Source organism: Sulfurospirillum oryzae (assembly GCF_025770725.1).
Taxonomy (GTDB): Bacteria; Campylobacterota; Campylobacteria; order Campylobacterales; family Sulfurospirillaceae; genus Sulfurospirillum; species Sulfurospirillum oryzae.
The window spans coordinates 1-14,927 of the sequence record NZ_JANZKZ010000006.1 but is presented as its reverse complement, the minus strand read 5'-3'; the positions used below and the strand labels follow the sequence as shown (position 1 = coordinate 14,927).

Annotated in this window: 18 protein-coding genes; 1 reads left to right on the top strand and 17 read right to left on the bottom strand. The window is 37.7% G+C overall.

All coding sequences use genetic code 11. The annotated features are described in order from the left end of the window. Positions 1-7 precede the first annotated feature (7 nt). From N0B29_RS12135 to N0B29_RS12050, 17 genes are all read right to left on the bottom strand, one after another. Entirely contained in the window at positions 8-502 is a 495-nt protein-coding gene (locus N0B29_RS12135) for a FixH family protein (protein WP_263833987.1), read from the bottom strand. Beyond that, on the bottom strand, positions 495-1,100 hold the full coding sequence (locus N0B29_RS12130) for a TPM domain-containing protein (RefSeq protein ID WP_263833986.1): 606 nt from the start codon (positions 1,098-1,100) through the stop codon (positions 495-497). Before N0B29_RS12130 ends, N0B29_RS12135 begins: the two co-directional genes overlap by 8 nt. 111 nt (positions 1,101-1,211) lie before the next feature. Further along, a complete protein-coding gene (locus N0B29_RS12120) occupies positions 1,212-1,424 on the bottom strand; it encodes a DUF4006 family protein (protein ID WP_263833984.1) in 213 nt (70 codons plus the stop codon). 10 nt (positions 1,425-1,434) lie between these two features. Then, positions 1,435-2,283 (bottom strand): c-type cytochrome, encoded by an 849-nt coding sequence (locus tag N0B29_RS12115; protein WP_263833983.1) that lies wholly within the window; start codon positions 2,281-2,283, stop codon positions 1,435-1,437. Between the two features lie 13 nt (positions 2,284-2,296). Then, the gene (locus tag N0B29_RS12110; protein WP_438874167.1) at positions 2,297-2,506 is read right to left on the bottom strand and encodes a cytochrome c oxidase, cbb3-type, CcoQ subunit; all 210 of its coding nucleotides are present in this window, start codon (positions 2,504-2,506) and stop codon (positions 2,297-2,299) included. A 16-nt stretch (positions 2,507-2,522) separates the two neighbouring features. After that, a complete protein-coding gene (ccoO, locus tag N0B29_RS12105; RefSeq protein ID WP_263833981.1) occupies positions 2,523-3,188 on the bottom strand; it encodes a cytochrome-c oxidase, cbb3-type subunit II in 666 nt (221 codons plus the stop codon). A 15-nt stretch (positions 3,189-3,203) separates the two neighbouring features. Then, complete coding sequence (ccoN, locus tag N0B29_RS12100; protein ID WP_263833980.1) at positions 3,204-4,670, bottom strand: cytochrome-c oxidase, cbb3-type subunit I; 1,467 nt, start codon at positions 4,668-4,670, stop codon at positions 3,204-3,206. A gap of 156 nt (positions 4,671-4,826) precedes the next feature. After that, positions 4,827-5,507, bottom strand: coding sequence for a response regulator transcription factor (locus tag N0B29_RS12095; RefSeq protein ID WP_263833979.1), 681 nt, complete (start codon positions 5,505-5,507; stop codon positions 4,827-4,829). Further along, complete coding sequence (locus N0B29_RS12090; protein ID WP_263833978.1) at positions 5,504-6,742, bottom strand: PAS domain-containing sensor histidine kinase; 1,239 nt, start codon at positions 6,740-6,742, stop codon at positions 5,504-5,506. Before N0B29_RS12090 ends, N0B29_RS12095 begins: the two co-directional genes overlap by 4 nt. Continuing rightward, entirely contained in the window at positions 6,739-7,392 is a 654-nt protein-coding gene (locus N0B29_RS12085) for a sulfite exporter TauE/SafE family protein (protein WP_318526708.1), read from the bottom strand. The genes N0B29_RS12090 and N0B29_RS12085 overlap by 4 nt, the downstream gene beginning before the upstream one ends. Positions 7,393-7,560: 168 nt before the next feature. After that, positions 7,561-8,691: a glutamine-hydrolyzing carbamoyl-phosphate synthase small subunit gene (gene carA, locus N0B29_RS12080; protein WP_263833977.1), complete on the bottom strand. Its 1,131-nt coding sequence runs from the start codon at positions 8,689-8,691 to the stop codon at positions 7,561-7,563. Next, the gene (locus tag N0B29_RS12075; RefSeq protein WP_263833976.1) at positions 8,688-9,242 is read right to left on the bottom strand and encodes a DUF507 family protein; all 555 of its coding nucleotides are present in this window, start codon (positions 9,240-9,242) and stop codon (positions 8,688-8,690) included. The genes carA and N0B29_RS12075 overlap by 4 nt, the downstream gene beginning before the upstream one ends. A gap of 83 nt (positions 9,243-9,325) precedes the next feature. Continuing rightward, a complete protein-coding gene (locus N0B29_RS12070) occupies positions 9,326-9,853 on the bottom strand; it encodes a MotE family protein (RefSeq protein WP_263833975.1) in 528 nt (175 codons plus the stop codon). Beyond that, positions 9,850-10,284: a flagellar export protein FliJ gene (locus N0B29_RS12065; RefSeq protein WP_263833974.1), complete on the bottom strand. Its 435-nt coding sequence runs from the start codon at positions 10,282-10,284 to the stop codon at positions 9,850-9,852. Before N0B29_RS12065 ends, N0B29_RS12070 begins: the two co-directional genes overlap by 4 nt. Before the next feature lie 25 nt (positions 10,285-10,309). Continuing rightward, positions 10,310-11,557 carry an adenylosuccinate synthase gene (locus N0B29_RS12060; protein WP_263833973.1) on the bottom strand — a complete coding sequence of 416 codons (1,248 nt, stop codon included), beginning with the start codon at positions 11,555-11,557 and terminating at the stop codon, positions 10,310-10,312. Between the two features lies 1 nt (position 11,558). Next, entirely contained in the window at positions 11,559-12,413 is an 855-nt protein-coding gene (locus N0B29_RS12055; RefSeq protein WP_263833972.1) for an ATP phosphoribosyltransferase regulatory subunit, read from the bottom strand. Positions 12,414-12,415: 2 nt separating this feature from the next. Next, complete coding sequence (locus N0B29_RS12050) at positions 12,416-13,525, bottom strand: pyridoxal-phosphate-dependent aminotransferase family protein (protein ID WP_263833971.1); 1,110 nt, start codon at positions 13,523-13,525, stop codon at positions 12,416-12,418. 237 nt (positions 13,526-13,762) lie between these two features. Here N0B29_RS12050 and N0B29_RS12045 point away from each other — a divergent pair. Beyond that, the coding region (locus N0B29_RS12045) for a methyl-accepting chemotaxis protein (RefSeq protein ID WP_263833970.1) at positions 13,763-14,927 on the top strand (1,165 nt) is incomplete at its 3' end.

The window sequence follows — 14,927 nt, the reverse complement described above, 5'->3', positions numbered from 1 at the left end:
CTAATATTTACTTAAATGAATAAGCTTCGTTTTTGTGATAGCCTTTAAATTCACCAACCTCAATCTTACTGAGAATCTGCCAGCGACCTGGCTTTGTAATCTCAAAAGGTCCAAAAGTGTAGTTCCCATTCTCAACTTTAGAAGGGCTGAGTTGTTTATTCTCTTTGTTGCTATCAGGACGAGAAAGCATCATTGTAATCGTTGCATTATCAATTGCTTGACCATTTTTGTCGGTCAATTTGAGCGTAATACTATTTTGTCCCATATTAAACTTTTCAGTCGAATACGCAAGATCAAACTTGGCGTTAAATTTGTCTTGAAGCTCTAAAATCTGATTGATGTCCTGATCCACCTTTTGGTATTTCTCCATATAAAAGGTATCCATTTCAACAGGATTGTCTGTAGCAATTTTAATCGTATAAGCACACGCAACGACACATCCTAAAATCATTCCAATAACAACATGAGGGTAATAAGTGTGTTCACTTTTCGTTTTATCCACGATTTTTTATCCTTTTATAAATGATGAATACGACAACAAAAGCCATAAAGCTATACAACACAAGTCGTACAATATTAATCGTTGTTTTATTGGCACTCCCAATAGCACTCTCTAACTCTATTTTACGGTACTTTGCAATCTCTTCAACAAGTTCAGCATACCCATTGAGCAATGCAGGGCCTACGCTAACCTCTTGCTTCTTTGAGGTAAGTAATGGAATAATGGTTCCTTTCCATGGAAGAGGTGAAAGGAGTGCTTCTTTATCAAACTCTTTTTCAAGGCCTGCGGAATAATATACATCTACTTTTTGCTCCGCTTGAAAAAGGGTTAAAAGAGCATACGGAGGTTTTAGATCTTTGGCAAAGTTTTGCTCATAGGTGAGAATATTTTCACCACCATTTTTTTTGGCAATTAAAATGACTTTGACGCCACTTTTATTAAAAAGTTCACTGCCCATCTCTTCAATTTTCTGAGCCGTTCTCTCTTCCAAAATATCATCATATATAACAAAATCTTTGGCAAAAATCCCAAGAGGAAATAAGACAATAAAGCAAAGAAGCCATAGCTTCTTTGCTTTTACGTGTAATAAACTATTCATTAACCGATGAACAAGTGGTGCTGCGTTAGTACTGCCCACGCTGCAATTGCAGCAATAAATACCAATCCAACGACAATGATTTTATCCATATTTTCAGCCATTTCCTACCCCTTACTTCGCTATAACTTTCTGATTCGCATTCGCAGCATCTTTCATTTGAAGTGCTTGTGGATCAGTAATTTTATAAGGTTTATCAGCCACCGCTTGTTGTGCTTTTAATCCAAAGAAAGTGAGTACTCCAAGGATAGAAAGCAATAAGACTGTTGCAATCAACATTCCTGTAATGCCATTTAGCGCAAATACGTTTCGATTTGTATTTTCCATTGACGAATCCTTATTTAGCTAAAGAGCTGACATAAGTGCCAACTGCTGTTTTTTGAACATTTGTTAAACGTCCATCATTGAATTTAGGCATGTTACCAATCATTCCTTTTTTACCCATACCAAGGACATTGACAACAAATTTAGCATCACCGTAAACACTAAGGTCAGCAGCACTTCCTGCCATACCTTTACCGTCTTCACCATGACATGCTGCACATGTTGCCCAAAGGGCACGACCGCTTTCAACTAAAGCAGGATTTTTTGTTTTTTTAACAACAGAAATCTCTTGCATCACATAAGCTGCAACAGCTTGCGCACTTTCAGCATCCAATAATCCTGCTGGCATCTCACCAAGAGGATAGTTTGAACCTTTAGCACCATTGAGAATTGAAGCAACAATTGCTGCCTCACTACCCCATTTTGAAAGGTTAAGTGCTTTGCCGTTCATTCCATCTCCAGTAACGCCATGACAAGGAGCACATTGGACTAAGAAAACGCCTTCACCCATACTCATGAGAGTTGATTTATCAGGATTGGCAAATTTACTCTCGAATTTTGTATTGTAACTTTTTACCTCTTGATTGTATTCACCAAGTTGTGAATAACTAGCAAGAGGATACCCTGCAAGAAAATACCATGCTGCCCACACAATAGTTCCTACAAAGGAGAGTGCCCAACCAATAGGAAGTGCATTTTTATATTCTCCGATGCCATCCCAATTCTCTTTTGCTAATTCTCCGCTACCTTTGTCGGTTTTCATTTGTTTCAAATACTTACCAATAATAAAAGCACTGAGAATTAAAATTGCTGCTGCACCAAGCAATGATAACGCATTTACATTGTCATTCAGCCAATTCATTTATCGCTCCTCTTTATTCTTTCTCTTTATTTGATGGAGTACGGTTTTCAATTGGAGCATCATCAATATTATCGTGTAGTGCGATATTGCCATATTGCTCATAGTTTCGCGTACCTTTTTTTTCAGCCTTATAAAGGTGATACAAATAACTGTACATCATCACGACCAAAAAAATTGTTGCCACTATATAGGCATAAGCTTGAATCTCTCTAATTGTTTCCATACTCACCGTTAACACCTTACTTTAATCTATTGAGATAGGCAATAAGTGCCACAATCTCTTTGATCTCACCGCGTTTAAACGCTTCCTTTACCTCTTGGCTCTTCATGTCAGCTACAACAAGTGCGGCTTCTTCCATGACAGCTTTTTTAGCCTCTTCATGCGTACCAAGTTTAGGCATATTAGGTTGATCGTAAGGAGCATTGAAAACTTTTTTTACGGTCAATGCTTCTGCATACGCAGTATCAATATCAGCATTGTTTTTAAACATATGTTTGTATGCTGGCATAATAGAACCTGGCACTACACTTTTTGGCTCTAGCATGTGATATTCATGCCAATCACTTGTTCGATAGTTACCAACTCTCATCAAGTCTGGACCTGTTCTTTTAGAACCCCAGAGGAATGGTCTATCGTAAGCATACTCACCACTTAAAGAGTACATACCATAACGGTCAGTCTCTGATTTGAATGGGCGAATAAGTTGTGAATGACATGCATTACAGCTATCTTTAATATAGACTTGACGACCTGCTAATTCAAGCACCGTATAAGGTTTTGTACCGACTACGGGACGCGCTGTCTCCATAAAATCAGGCAAAATCGTTACAGCACCCGCATACGCAATTACCAAAAATACACCTACCGCAAAAAAGAATGGGTTTCTTTCTAACCAATGAAACATAATCCTATCCTCCTTTTACGCTGCCATAGGTGAAGCATTTTGAGGCTCAGACTCAATTGCTTTACTTGCAGTCATTGTTTTATACATATTGTAAGTGAACATGAAGAAACCGATAAGATACAATAAACCACCTGTTGCACGAATAGCATAATATGGAATAAGTACCGTTACAGTATCAATAAATGAGTAAGCAAGGTTACCAAATTGGTCCGTTGCTCTCCACATCATACCTTGAGTAATACCTGCAATCCACATACTTGAGAAATAGAGTATTATACCTGTTGTTTGAATCCAGAATTGTGCTTCGATCAATTTTTTACTGTAAATTTCACGCTTAAACATACGAGGTGCCATATGGAACAATGCTGCCATTGTCATAAAGCCAACCCAACCAAGTGTACCATCATGAACGTGTCCTGGAATCCAATCTGTAAAGTGCGCAAGTGCATTAACAGATTTAATCGATAAGATTGGACCTTCAAGTGTACTGAACATATAGAAAGTTGAAGCAAAAATCATCAATTTAACCAATGGATTCTCTTTGAGTTGACCCCATTGTCCTTTCATGGTAAGGAGAATGTTAATCGCACTACCCCATGATGGAAGAATCAAGATAATTGAGAAAATTGAACCCATTGTTTGTACCCAGTCAGGCACTGTTGAGTAAATAAGGTGGTGTCCACCTGCCCAAAGGTAAACAAACATCAAACCCCAGAAAGAAAGGAGTGAAAGTTTATAAGAGAAAACGGGTTGTCCAGATTCTTTTGGTAAGAAGTAGTAAATCATCGCAATAATAGGCACTGTGAAAACAAAACCTACCGCATTATGGCCATACCACCATTGAACCATTGCATCATTTGAGCCTGCATACATAGAAACAGAGTGATACCATTTTCCTGTACCTGCAACAAAATATGTTGGAACTTCCATATTATTGAAAAGATATAACATAGCTACACCTAAGAAGCTTGCTATAAAATACCATATAGAAATATAAAGAGTCTTTTCACGTCTGATACCAATGAGACCAAAAATATTAAGTCCCCAAAGCACCCATACAACAACAACAAGAATGTCCAAAGGCCACTCTAGCTCTGCATACTCTTTTGAAGTAGAAATACCCATAAAAAGGGTAACAACTGCGATAACCATTAGGATCATATAAAGCCAAAAGTGAAGCTTTGAAATGAACATCAAAAATTTTGATTCTGCCAATGAAACCTTGAGTACTCTTTGCCCAATATAGTACCATGCTGCAAAGATTCCGCTTAGTAAGAATCCAAAAATTACTCCTGAAGTGTGTAATGGTCTTAAACGACTGTAAGTACCATATTCACCCGCCAAGTAATTCAACTCAGGGAAAGCCATTTGATAGGCGATAACAACGCCTATTAACATACCAACGATTCCAAATAGAATCGCTGCGTAGGTAAAACATTTGGCTACTGAATAGTCATAGTTCAATGCATCTCTAGCCTGCATCAATTCCTCCTACTTGTGTTTTTATGTCACAAAAATATCACATAATGTAAGAATTATAGTGCAGCAAATCTACAACGAAGCTTAAGAAGATTAAATTTGTGTTAAATAAAAAAAGTTAAGGAAATATTAAATATTGAAGTTACAAGAACGATGAAATTATCGTTCTTGCGTATTGATTTTGTAGCCAAGACCGGGGATATTTTTGATAAATTCTTTGTCAGTTTTTTCACGCACTCGTTTAATAAAAGTACGGATGGCTGAATCTGTTACTTTTTTGTTTGTCCAAACATACTTTTTAATCTCTTCATGAAGAACGAATACACCTAAATTTTTAACTAAGATTGAGATAAAAAGTAACTCCTTCTTTGTTAAAAAGATTGTTTTCCCTTCTTTAACAAGAACACGTCTGCTTTTGTCAAACTGATACCCGAAACCAAGTTCGACACTATCACTTTGATCTAACATCTCTTTGGAAACAAACTGTAGTGTTTTTAGAAGCTCATCTGGATCAATAGGTTTAATTAAGTATTTATCAATACCTACATCAATTGCCTCTAAAAGGCGCTCTTTTTCACTAAATGCACTTAAAATAACAATTGGGGTCTGTTTTGAGATGTGTTTGATCTCTTTAGCCATCATTAAGCCATCCATTACAGGCATCATAATGTCAGTTACAACAATATCTGGCTTATATTTTTTAAACTTTTTCAATCCATCATCGCCATCGCGTGCAACAATAAACTTGGCAAATTCATCTCCAATTGCACTTTCTAAAGCATTTCTTAGATATTCTTCATCCTCGACAAACAAAACCGTCAATTTTGATAATCCACTCATTGCTCTTCCTTTTCACTCAATTCTGCTGGAATAGTAATGGTAAAACAAACGCCATCATTGCAATTTTCTGCAACGATAAATCCTTTCATGCTATTATTGATAATCATCTTACTCATATAGAGCCCTAATCCTGTCCCTGCACTTGCGTGCTTTGTTGTAAAATAAGGTTCAAAAATCTTATCTAAAATAGTTGGTTCAATTCCACCAGCATTATCGCAGACTTTAATTATAGCATCTCCTTGCCCTAATGTGTCAATTTCAATATAAATTAATCTATTTTTTATTTTATTGTGTGAAAATGCATCAATTGTGTTATTCATTAAATTTATCAGAACTTGAGAAAATTCATTGAAATAACCTTTGATTGCTGCATCATGCTTTATCTCTATCTTAATCTCAATCTCATTTTTTTCAAGTGTCCCTCTCATAATGTCTACGGCTTCTTTTGCAACTTGGCTAAGGGAAAAATACTCACTTTGACGATCGGGGCTAAAGAAATGACGAAAATCTTCAATCGTTTCAGACATTTTGGTGATAATCTTTTTTGCATGAGCATAACTGTCTTCAAACTCTATGTCTTTACCATCATTTTGACGACGGTAGAGCTTATTCATTTTATAAAGCGTTATATTCAGCTCAGAGAGTGGCTGTCGCCATTGATGTGCAATATTAGCGATCATCTCACCCATGGAAGCAAGACGTGATTGCTGAAATAAGAATCGATCTTTTTCTCTATTTTTTTCCACCTCTTCTTGCACGCGCTCTTCCAAGGTCTGATTGAGTATTCTCAAAGCTTTGGTCTGCTCTTTAACTCTTTGCTCTAGCGTTTTATTGAGCTGTTCTAGCTCCTCATCTTTAGCGATTAACGCTTCACTTAAACGCACACTTTCTGTTACATCATAACGAATAGCAATAAACTCTTCAATATCGCCATTTTCATCTAAAATAGGAAAAACTGTTGTATTGACATAAAAAGTGCTACCATCTTTTGCTAAATTTTTAACCGTTGATTTATAGGTTTTTTTCTGAAGGATCGTTTGCCATAGCTGTTTAAAGGTTGAGGCAGGTACATCAGGATGCCTTACAATATTGTGATTTTTCCCTACCAACTCTTCTTTAGTGTAACCAGAAATCTTGCAGAACTCATCGTTAACAAACGTGATAATGCCAAAAATATCGGTTTTAGAGATGATATTACTGCTTTCAATCGCACTCTGGTATTGTTCTAACTTCATGCTATTGCCGCACTATAACCAAGATACGTCATATAGATACCGTAACCTATAATAATTAAAGATGCTATTTTAATCATCACTTCTCGAAATCCGCTTCCTTTTAAGAAGCCTACAACAAAGCCAAGTCCAAGCATTGCTGGCATTGTTGCAAGTCCAAACATCACCATGGTTAATCCACCAAAAAGAAAAGAACCTGAGGTAGCAGCTGCGGCTAAGAAAAAATAAACCAAACCACAGGGTAAAAAGCCGTTCAGAAGTCCTAGCCCATAAAAACTTGCTATGCTATTGGAGTGAATAAGATGAGAGAAAACTTTTTTAATGAAAGGATTAAAAGCAATCGTTGCTTCTAGCGAAGTTAGAAATTTTATTTTCCCCATCATCGAGAATCCCATGAGGACCATCATAATACCAATCACAAAATAAAAATAACCATTGATGTGAGAAGAAAAAGTAAAGACACTTCCAAGAGCACCAAAAAGCATTCCTAAGAGTGTATAAGAGCTAATTCTGCCTAAATTGTAAGTGAGATGACACAAAAATTGTCTTAATGAAGAAGTGGAAGTGTCAATCTTAGCGCTACTATACGCCATGACAAACCCTCCACACATACCGATGCAATGCCCTAAGCTTCCTAGAAAAGCAACACTGATGATTGCTGTAATATCGATGGCGTTAATGGCATTGCTCCATTTATTTAAAGTTCTTACAGAACTCTTAACACGCTTTCAAAGCAAAGCCTTGAAAGCTACGCTAACGCTAAGTTTTCCTTGGCGGAAAGCCCGCGCACCTTTGGTGCTTTACCTTTTTCAGAAAGGTATTTATAATCTGTTGGCAAACTCTTGGAAAATATATCTACTCTCTTGTGGACCTGCGCTCGCCTCTGGATGATGCTGTACAGAGAAAATTGGAGAGTCATTATATTCAAGTCCCTCAATGGTGTTGTCAAAAAGGTTGACATGTGTAATACGTGCAATTTGACAGATGTTATCAGGTACATTGTAATTGTGGTTTTGTGTTGTAATTTCTACAATATTGCTTTTTATATTTTTAACAGGATGATTACCACCATGCTGTCCAAATTTAAGCTTATACGTTGGATACCCATGCGCAATAGAGAGTAATTGATGCCCTAAACAGATGGCAAACATAGGCACTTTTGCCTCAATTACTTTACTTACTTCTGCTGCTTCATTTTTTAAAATAAGCGGATCACCAGGGCCATTGGATAAGAAAATTCCGTGAATCTCGCCTTTTTTATAACGTGCAATCACTTCATCAGCATTAAAATTGTGAGGAATAACTTCAACATCCAACCCTACTTCGCATAGTTCATTTAGGATATTGCGTTTAATACCTAAATCGACAGCAAGAATTTTCTTACCAATTCGTTTTGGGGTTGCATTGTAAGCTTGGGCTTCTGCATCCCATACCCCGTTTACATGTAAATAAGGTTTTGAGGTACTTACTTTTTCAATATAATTGACTTCTTCAATACGAGGGCTAGCTAAGAGCATAGCTTTGAGCTTTTCAGGGTCACTCACTTCAGTCGATGCGATCATCATTTTAGGACCGTTATCTCGAATCATTTTAGTCAAATAACGTGTGTCAATATCACAAATACCCATACTTTGATATTTTTTCAAAAATGACGGCAATGTGTCTGTAGATCTAAAGTTAGAAGGCATTTCGTTCAAACTTCGTACAAACATTCCACTTGCGTAAATGGTGTTACTTTCCATGTCATTGTCATTGGTTCCAACAATACCAATTTCAGGCATCGTAAAAACAACAAACTGTCCTGCATAACTTGGATCACTCATAATCTCTTGATAACCGCTCATAGAGGTATTAAAAACGATCTCTCCTGTTTTTGAACCTTCAAAGCCAAAACTTTTTGCTTCTAAGAAAACGCCATTTTCAAGATAAATCCATACAGGTTTTAACATCATACTAACATTCCTCTTCTTCTAAGCTCTTCTTCATAGAGCTTTTCAAAAATCAAATCATACTCTTCTGAGCCAGGGACTAGCTTTCGCTTATAGTTTGAAATTTTCTCAGCCACTTCATCTTCAATAGCTTGGAAATGTGATACATACGTCTCTATCGCATTAAAAACAACATTTTTTACACGGTTTTCAGTAACATTGTATTCAATCAAACCCATTTTCCAGCACGTTTCTAAAATTTTATGTGATATCTCGTTGTATCTATCTTCATACGACAAAATAACACCAAACTCGCGTGCTAACTTTTTCTTGATCAACCAAAACATATTTCGGCGATCAACGCGTTGAAACTCCATCTCATCTTCATTTTGTTCCAAAATTTCTGTTACACGCTCTTCTAGCGCAGTCTCTTGTTTAATATCGGCAACAATCAAATCCTCTGCGACTTTTACAATAGGCTCTAAGCCCTTAAGCATGGTAACAAATCCACAATTTAAAATATCAATCGCTATTTTATTGGCAATATAAGGGGCATGAGGCAATCTGATTTTCATCCATAAACCTTACTTCTGAATTTTCACATATTGTATCAAACATAAGGTAAATATCTGTTTAGAGAAATGAGAGGTGAGTTTTGTCACTCTTTTGTTTTGTTGTCATCCACAAAAGGAGGACCTTTTTTGAGGCGTTGTGTAATATCTGAAGCAACTTGAGGGTTCATTTTTGCCATGACTTGAGAAATCTTTTTGGCCGGTAATCCAAACATAATTGCCGCACCTTCATGAATTGGTAATTTTTCAATAATTGCAGCAGCGGCTGCATCTTTCATTTTTATATAAGTTTCATCAATCTTTTCGCTTTTTTTCGCTTCAACCAAATCTAAAAGTCGCTTGTTTTCAGCAAGCATTGCTGCAATTTGCTTCTCTTTTTCTTCAATCTCTTGTTTTGTTTTTGCAATACTGTTTTCTTTCTCTTTTAAAGCAGTTTTTTGTTTTTCAAAGAGTGCATTGGTTGCACCTTGCAGGGCTTCAAAGGATTGGCGCGCTTCATCAATTTTCTCAACTTCACGCAAAAGCTCTCCTTTACGCGTTTCAAAGACCTGAGTACAATCAATCGTCTCTGCGCAAAGTAAAGTGCCTATCAATAAGATCCAAATATATTTCATCCTCTACCTCTTTTACTCATTTCACCGGCAAATAACATCGTTGATATTTCATCTAAATAGAGCTGTTCTTCGCGTTTAATCTTGTCCATCATCGCTTTAAGCTCTTGCTCTTCAAGGTATTTAATTTTTTCATATTCCACATGCGCTTTTTGGTATTCTGCTTGAAGCTTTTTAGTATTGCGCTCTACGACAAAAAGTTCTTGCTCACAATGTTTTTTTTCACGATTTAAAATATTTTTTTGCTCACCCACCATAATGAGCACCGATACCATGCCCTCTTTGGGCATCTGCACGGCAGCAATTTCATCAAATAAAGCGGTAATTTTATGGTGTAACATTCGCTCTTTGTTTTGACTCTTAAGCAGCTCTCTTTCGATTGCATCACGTTTTTGTTTTCGGATTTTAGCAATCTTAGAGAACTGGCTTTTCATGCGTTCACACCTTTACATGTAAAGATTATAGAATAATGGTATCGTTCCTATCTGGGCTGGTAGAAATGAGTCCTATTTTAGTTCCTGTTAACACCTCAAGGCGCTTAAGATACGCTTTTGCAGAGTCAGGTAAATCTTCAAATTTACGACATCCCACAACACTTTCCCAACCTGGAAGTTCTTCATAGATTGGTTTAACATTATCCAAATCTTCAGGCAATGTCTCGACTCTTTGGCCGTTCACTTCATAGGCAACACAGACTTTAATGGTTTCAAAGCCATCTAGAACATCAAGTTTCATAATGGAAAGATCATCACATCCATTTATACGGCTCGCATAACGACAAGCAACTGCATCAAACCAACCGCAACGGCGCGCACGACCTGTTGAAGTGCCGTATTCATGCCCTTTTTCACGTAGTTGATCACCCTCAGCTCCAAAATCTTCCGTAGGAAATGGACCATTACCCACACGGGTACAATACGCTTTTACAATGCCCGTTACTTTACCAATATCTTTTGGATTAAGACCAAGCCCTACACATGCACCCGCACTAATAGTATTTGAACTGGTTACAAACGGATAGGTTCCATGATCGATATCGAGCATTGTTCCTTGAGCACCTTCTAACAATACTTTTTTGTTTTCATCCAAACATCTCCACACCATGTGTGTCGTGTCCGTTAAAAACGGTAAAAGTACTTTTGCATAGCTATCTAACTCTTTTTTCAATGTTTCAAAATTAGGGGTTACAATACCAAGTGCACTGAAAAGTGCTCTGTTCTCATCGTAAAATTCAACCAAAGCAAGAGCGAGCTTATTGGTATCGCGAAGCTCTCCCAAACGGTGTCCACTACGCTCTATTTTACTACCATAACTTGGTCCAATGCCACGTCCTGTTGTACCAATGGCTTTAGCCCCTCGTAGTTTTTCTTTGGCTTGGTCAATTAAAATGTGATGATTAAGAATCATGTGCGCTTTATCGCTCACAAAAAGACGACCTTCTAGTTTATCAAACTGCGCCATCTCTTTAATGAGAGCTTCAGGGGAAACAACTACACCATTACCAATGACATTCAGTGCTTTTGGATTTAAAATACCGGAGGGAATCAAGTGAAGTGCATAACGTACACCATCAACCCAGATCGTATGACCTGCGTTGTGACCACCTTGATAACGGCATACAACATCGTAATCCTGCGCTAAAAGATCAACGATCTTGCCTTTACCCTCATCACCCCATTGAATTCCTACGATCATATCAGCTTTCATTTTATTGTCCATCTCTTTTAATTAGTATTTCGATCAAATCATCGGTGTAAAGACCAAAACCACTTGAGCCAATGCCCTCGCAGTCATAACTTCCACCCACACCCAGTGTATAATTTTTATGAATAAATCTAAAAAACAGTGCATTATAATAGCGCATTTTCACATAGTAAAGCGGTGAAAAGACAACATTATCATAAGTAATATGAGCAGAAAGAGTTTTCAGCTTTTCAAGCTCAACTTTAAGCACATCAGGAACCTCTTTAATAACTGCTTCAAGCTCGTCGAGTGTTTGCAAACAGGTGAGCTTTGTAAGCCATGGAATATCAAGTGCCAAAAGCTTTTGAAGCTCCCCTTTTTCAAAGATTTTGAGGTCTAAACTCAGCATCTCAGAGAGGATTTTAGGGATATTAATATTGCTTACATGTAAAAGTGGTTTAAGTGAAAACTTCTCAAAGATGGACAAGCTCGTCGCAATACTCAAGCTCAAATTCTCTTCGCCAATAAGCTCGGCACCAATTTGATGCACTTCATGACTTGGATAGCGAAAAACGGGCTGGATGTAAAACCATTTAGAATGATTGGTACTTCGACCAACCCTTTTGGTGCTTAAACGAACCACGTCCATCGTACTATCAGCTCTTAGAGAGACAATATGATTTTGTTCATCTGAAAAACGCAACAACTCTTTTTCATCAATGCTTTGGTGTTGATGATAGGAGAAAAAGGGTGTTACAATCTCTTCAAAACCTGCATCGTAAAAAAGTTCACTGGCCACATTTTCAAGCTTGCGCTTTAACTTGGCACTCTCTCCAAAATAAAGCTTACTTCCCGTGGGTATCTCGTGCTCATAAATCATTATTAACCTTGGTAAAATTCTTGGGTAAAGACCCTATTGGCAGTTCCATCATAAGCGCGTTTGCCTAGTTCTGCAAGTGCAAGCTCTACAGCATTAAGCGTCCAAGCCGTCTCATACACATTCACAAGTCCCATGTGGTTGATTCTAAAGAGTGTATCTTTAATATGATCTTGTCCACCGGCCATATTAACGCCATATTTTGTTTTTAAAATTTTGCGGATTTTACTCGCATCGTCATGCAACACTGCACTCATAGCATGAGCAGGCACTTTTGGGTAAATGTGAAGCCCAAGAGCTTGCAAAGCTTTATTGGTAGCTAACGCTCTTTTTGCCGTATCGGCATAAAGTTTATCCAAACCGCCTTCAGATTCAATGAGCTCAAACATGGCAACAAGTCCAATCACAAGCGTTGTTGCAGCTGTCCATGCGGTGGTGTTTTTACGTTGGTTTTTAAGTTCGGTTTTGAGGTTAAAATAGTAACCTACGCCTCCATTTTCAATGATCTCTAACGCTTTGGCATTCAGACCAATAAATGCAAGTCCCGGAGGAAGCATCAACGCTTTTTGGCTTCCAGAAATGAGTGCATCAACATTGGTCGTGTCGACTTTTTCAACACCTACAGCCGTAATGCCATCGGCAATCACCATGATGTTAGGACGAATGGCTTTAACAGCTTTTGCAACTGCTTCAACAGGATGACGAAGTCCACCCGCACTTTCACACACTTGCATACAAACAGCATCAATGCTTTCATCGTTTTTAACAAGCTCAACAATGGCATCAACACTAACAGGTGTATCCCATTCATTTTTGATTTCGACAAATGGCTTATTGTACGCTGCGCAAATCTTGCCAAAACGTTCACCAAATTTGCCCGAATTGACGACAATCGCTTTACTTTGGCACAAATGCAGAACACATGCTTCCATCGCCCCAGTTCCACTGCTTGCGAGCATTAACACTTCTTCCATATCAAACAGTTGTTTTAAATAGCCTCTAGCTTTTTCAAAAATCGCCTCAAACTCTGGTGTTCTATGGTGAATCGTAGGTGTACCCATTGCCATACGTACCGCTTCAGGAACGGGAGTTGGTCCTGGTGTCAAAAGTAACATAAGAGATCCTCATCGTGTAGTTTTAGAAGCGATTGTAACAAAATCTTGCTTGTTGTTTCTTTAGTAGCCATCTTCTTTGTTCATGCATTATTTTATAGAAAAAAGTCTCGTAAGAGTCTCTTTTCTGGTTTAAACTTACATAAATAATGTAATCTTTAAATAACAGCTTTTTATTATGATTTCATTGTGTATTCTTTATTATATTAATTACCTTCTACACCACTAAGGAGAAAGCGCATGTCGTTTAAAGCCAAAATCATTCTAACCATCTCTGTGTTAATGTTTTTAAGCTTAGGAACATTTAGCTTATTTAGCTATATGGATACAAAGAAAAATAGCGTTGTGCAAGTTGAAGCTAGCCTACAGATGGCATCACATGCGCTCACTGACTATATTGATCTCTGGGTCTCATCCAAAAAAAGTGGTGTCGCTGGTACTGCACGCTCTTTAACTAATTCAATGGATGATGCTGATTTAGAAGCCAGGCTAAAAGAGATGACTAAAACATTCGATGCAATGGAATCATACGCTGGTTTTGAAGATGGCAAAATGATCTATGGTAGCGGCAAGAAAAAAGCGGAAGGTTACGATCCAAGATCTCGGGGTTGGTATAAGCAGGCTAAAAGCGAAGGAAAAGTCGGCATAACCGATGCCTATGTAGGCGCAACTGCCAAAGTGCTTATGGTTACCGTGATGGCTCCTATTATGAAAAACAATACTTTGATCGGTGTTGTAGGTATTGATCTTCCCTTAGAAACCTTAGTAAAAGCCGTTGGAGATGTTAACTTTAACGGTGGATACGGAATGCTTCTTGACACAAAAAAAATGATTGTGGCACACCCTAAAAAAGAGCTACTCGGTACAGAATCAACACTGAGTAAAGAGTTTAAAGAAAAAAAAGAGGGATTTGTTGAGTATGAATTCCAAGGTGCTAATAAAATTTTTGCCTTTAAGGTATCAACAGAGACAGGCTGGACTCCTGGTATTACCTTTGATAAAGAAACTGCTTATGCCTTTTTGAGTGCTCAAATTAGGGACTTGATGCTTATGGGGCTTGTCATGCTGATTCTCTCCATTGGAGTGATGATCGTGTTAATTAAAGCCTTGCTTCGCCCTCTTGATAATCTCAACACTGTGGTAGAAGAGCTCTCAAGCTCAGAGGGCGATCTTCGTCAACGACTTTCTGCCACTGCTAATGATGAATTTGCTCAAGTCTCTCGTAATATCAATAAATTCATCGAAAAACTCCATGAGATAGTCAAAAAATCTAAAACAATTAGTAATGAAAATGCTTCCATTTCTGAGGAGCTCTCACGTACCGCATCAGAAGTGGTTAGAAATGTGGATACAGAATCTAAAATAGTAGAAAATACCAAAGAAGAAGGAATTGCTTTAGTTAAAA

Bases quoted from the DNA above. Each gene is read 5' to 3' on its own strand.
- N0B29_RS12130 (WP_263833986.1), bottom strand. From the start codon at position 1,100: ATGAATAGTTTATTACACGTAAAAGCAAAGAAGCTATGGCTTCTTTGC.
- N0B29_RS12120 (WP_263833984.1), bottom strand. From the start codon at position 1,424: ATGGAAAATACAAATCGAAACGTATTTGCGCTAAATGGCATTACAGGA.
- N0B29_RS12115 (WP_263833983.1), bottom strand. From the start codon at position 2,283: ATGAATTGGCTGAATGACAATGTAAATGCGTTATCATTGCTTGGTGCA.
- N0B29_RS12110 (WP_438874167.1), bottom strand. From the start codon at position 2,506: ATGGAAACAATTAGAGAGATTCAAGCTTATGCCTATATAGTGGCAACA.
- ccoO (WP_263833981.1), bottom strand. From the start codon at position 3,188: ATGTTTCATTGGTTAGAAAGAAACCCATTCTTTTTTGCGGTAGGTGTA.
- ccoN (WP_263833980.1), bottom strand. From the start codon at position 4,670: ATGCAGGCTAGAGATGCATTGAACTATGACTATTCAGTAGCCAAATGT.
- N0B29_RS12095 (WP_263833979.1), bottom strand. From the start codon at position 5,507: ATGAGTGGATTATCAAAATTGACGGTTTTGTTTGTCGAGGATGAAGAA.
- N0B29_RS12090 (WP_263833978.1), bottom strand. From the start codon at position 6,742: ATGAAGTTAGAACAATACCAGAGTGCGATTGAAAGCAGTAATATCATC.
- carA (WP_263833977.1), bottom strand. From the start codon at position 8,691: ATGATGTTAAAACCTGTATGGATTTATCTTGAAAATGGCGTTTTCTTA.
- N0B29_RS12075 (WP_263833976.1), bottom strand. From the start codon at position 9,242: ATGAAAATCAGATTGCCTCATGCCCCTTATATTGCCAATAAAATAGCG.
- N0B29_RS12070 (WP_263833975.1), bottom strand. From the start codon at position 9,853: ATGAAATATATTTGGATCTTATTGATAGGCACTTTACTTTGCGCAGAG.
- N0B29_RS12065 (WP_263833974.1), bottom strand. From the start codon at position 10,284: ATGAAAAGCCAGTTCTCTAAGATTGCTAAAATCCGAAAACAAAAACGT.
- N0B29_RS12060 (WP_263833973.1), bottom strand. From the start codon at position 11,557: ATGAAAGCTGATATGATCGTAGGAATTCAATGGGGTGATGAGGGTAAA.
- N0B29_RS12055 (WP_263833972.1), bottom strand. From the start codon at position 12,413: ATGATTTATGAGCACGAGATACCCACGGGAAGTAAGCTTTATTTTGGA.
- N0B29_RS12050 (WP_263833971.1), bottom strand. From the start codon at position 13,525: ATGTTACTTTTGACACCAGGACCAACTCCCGTTCCTGAAGCGGTACGT.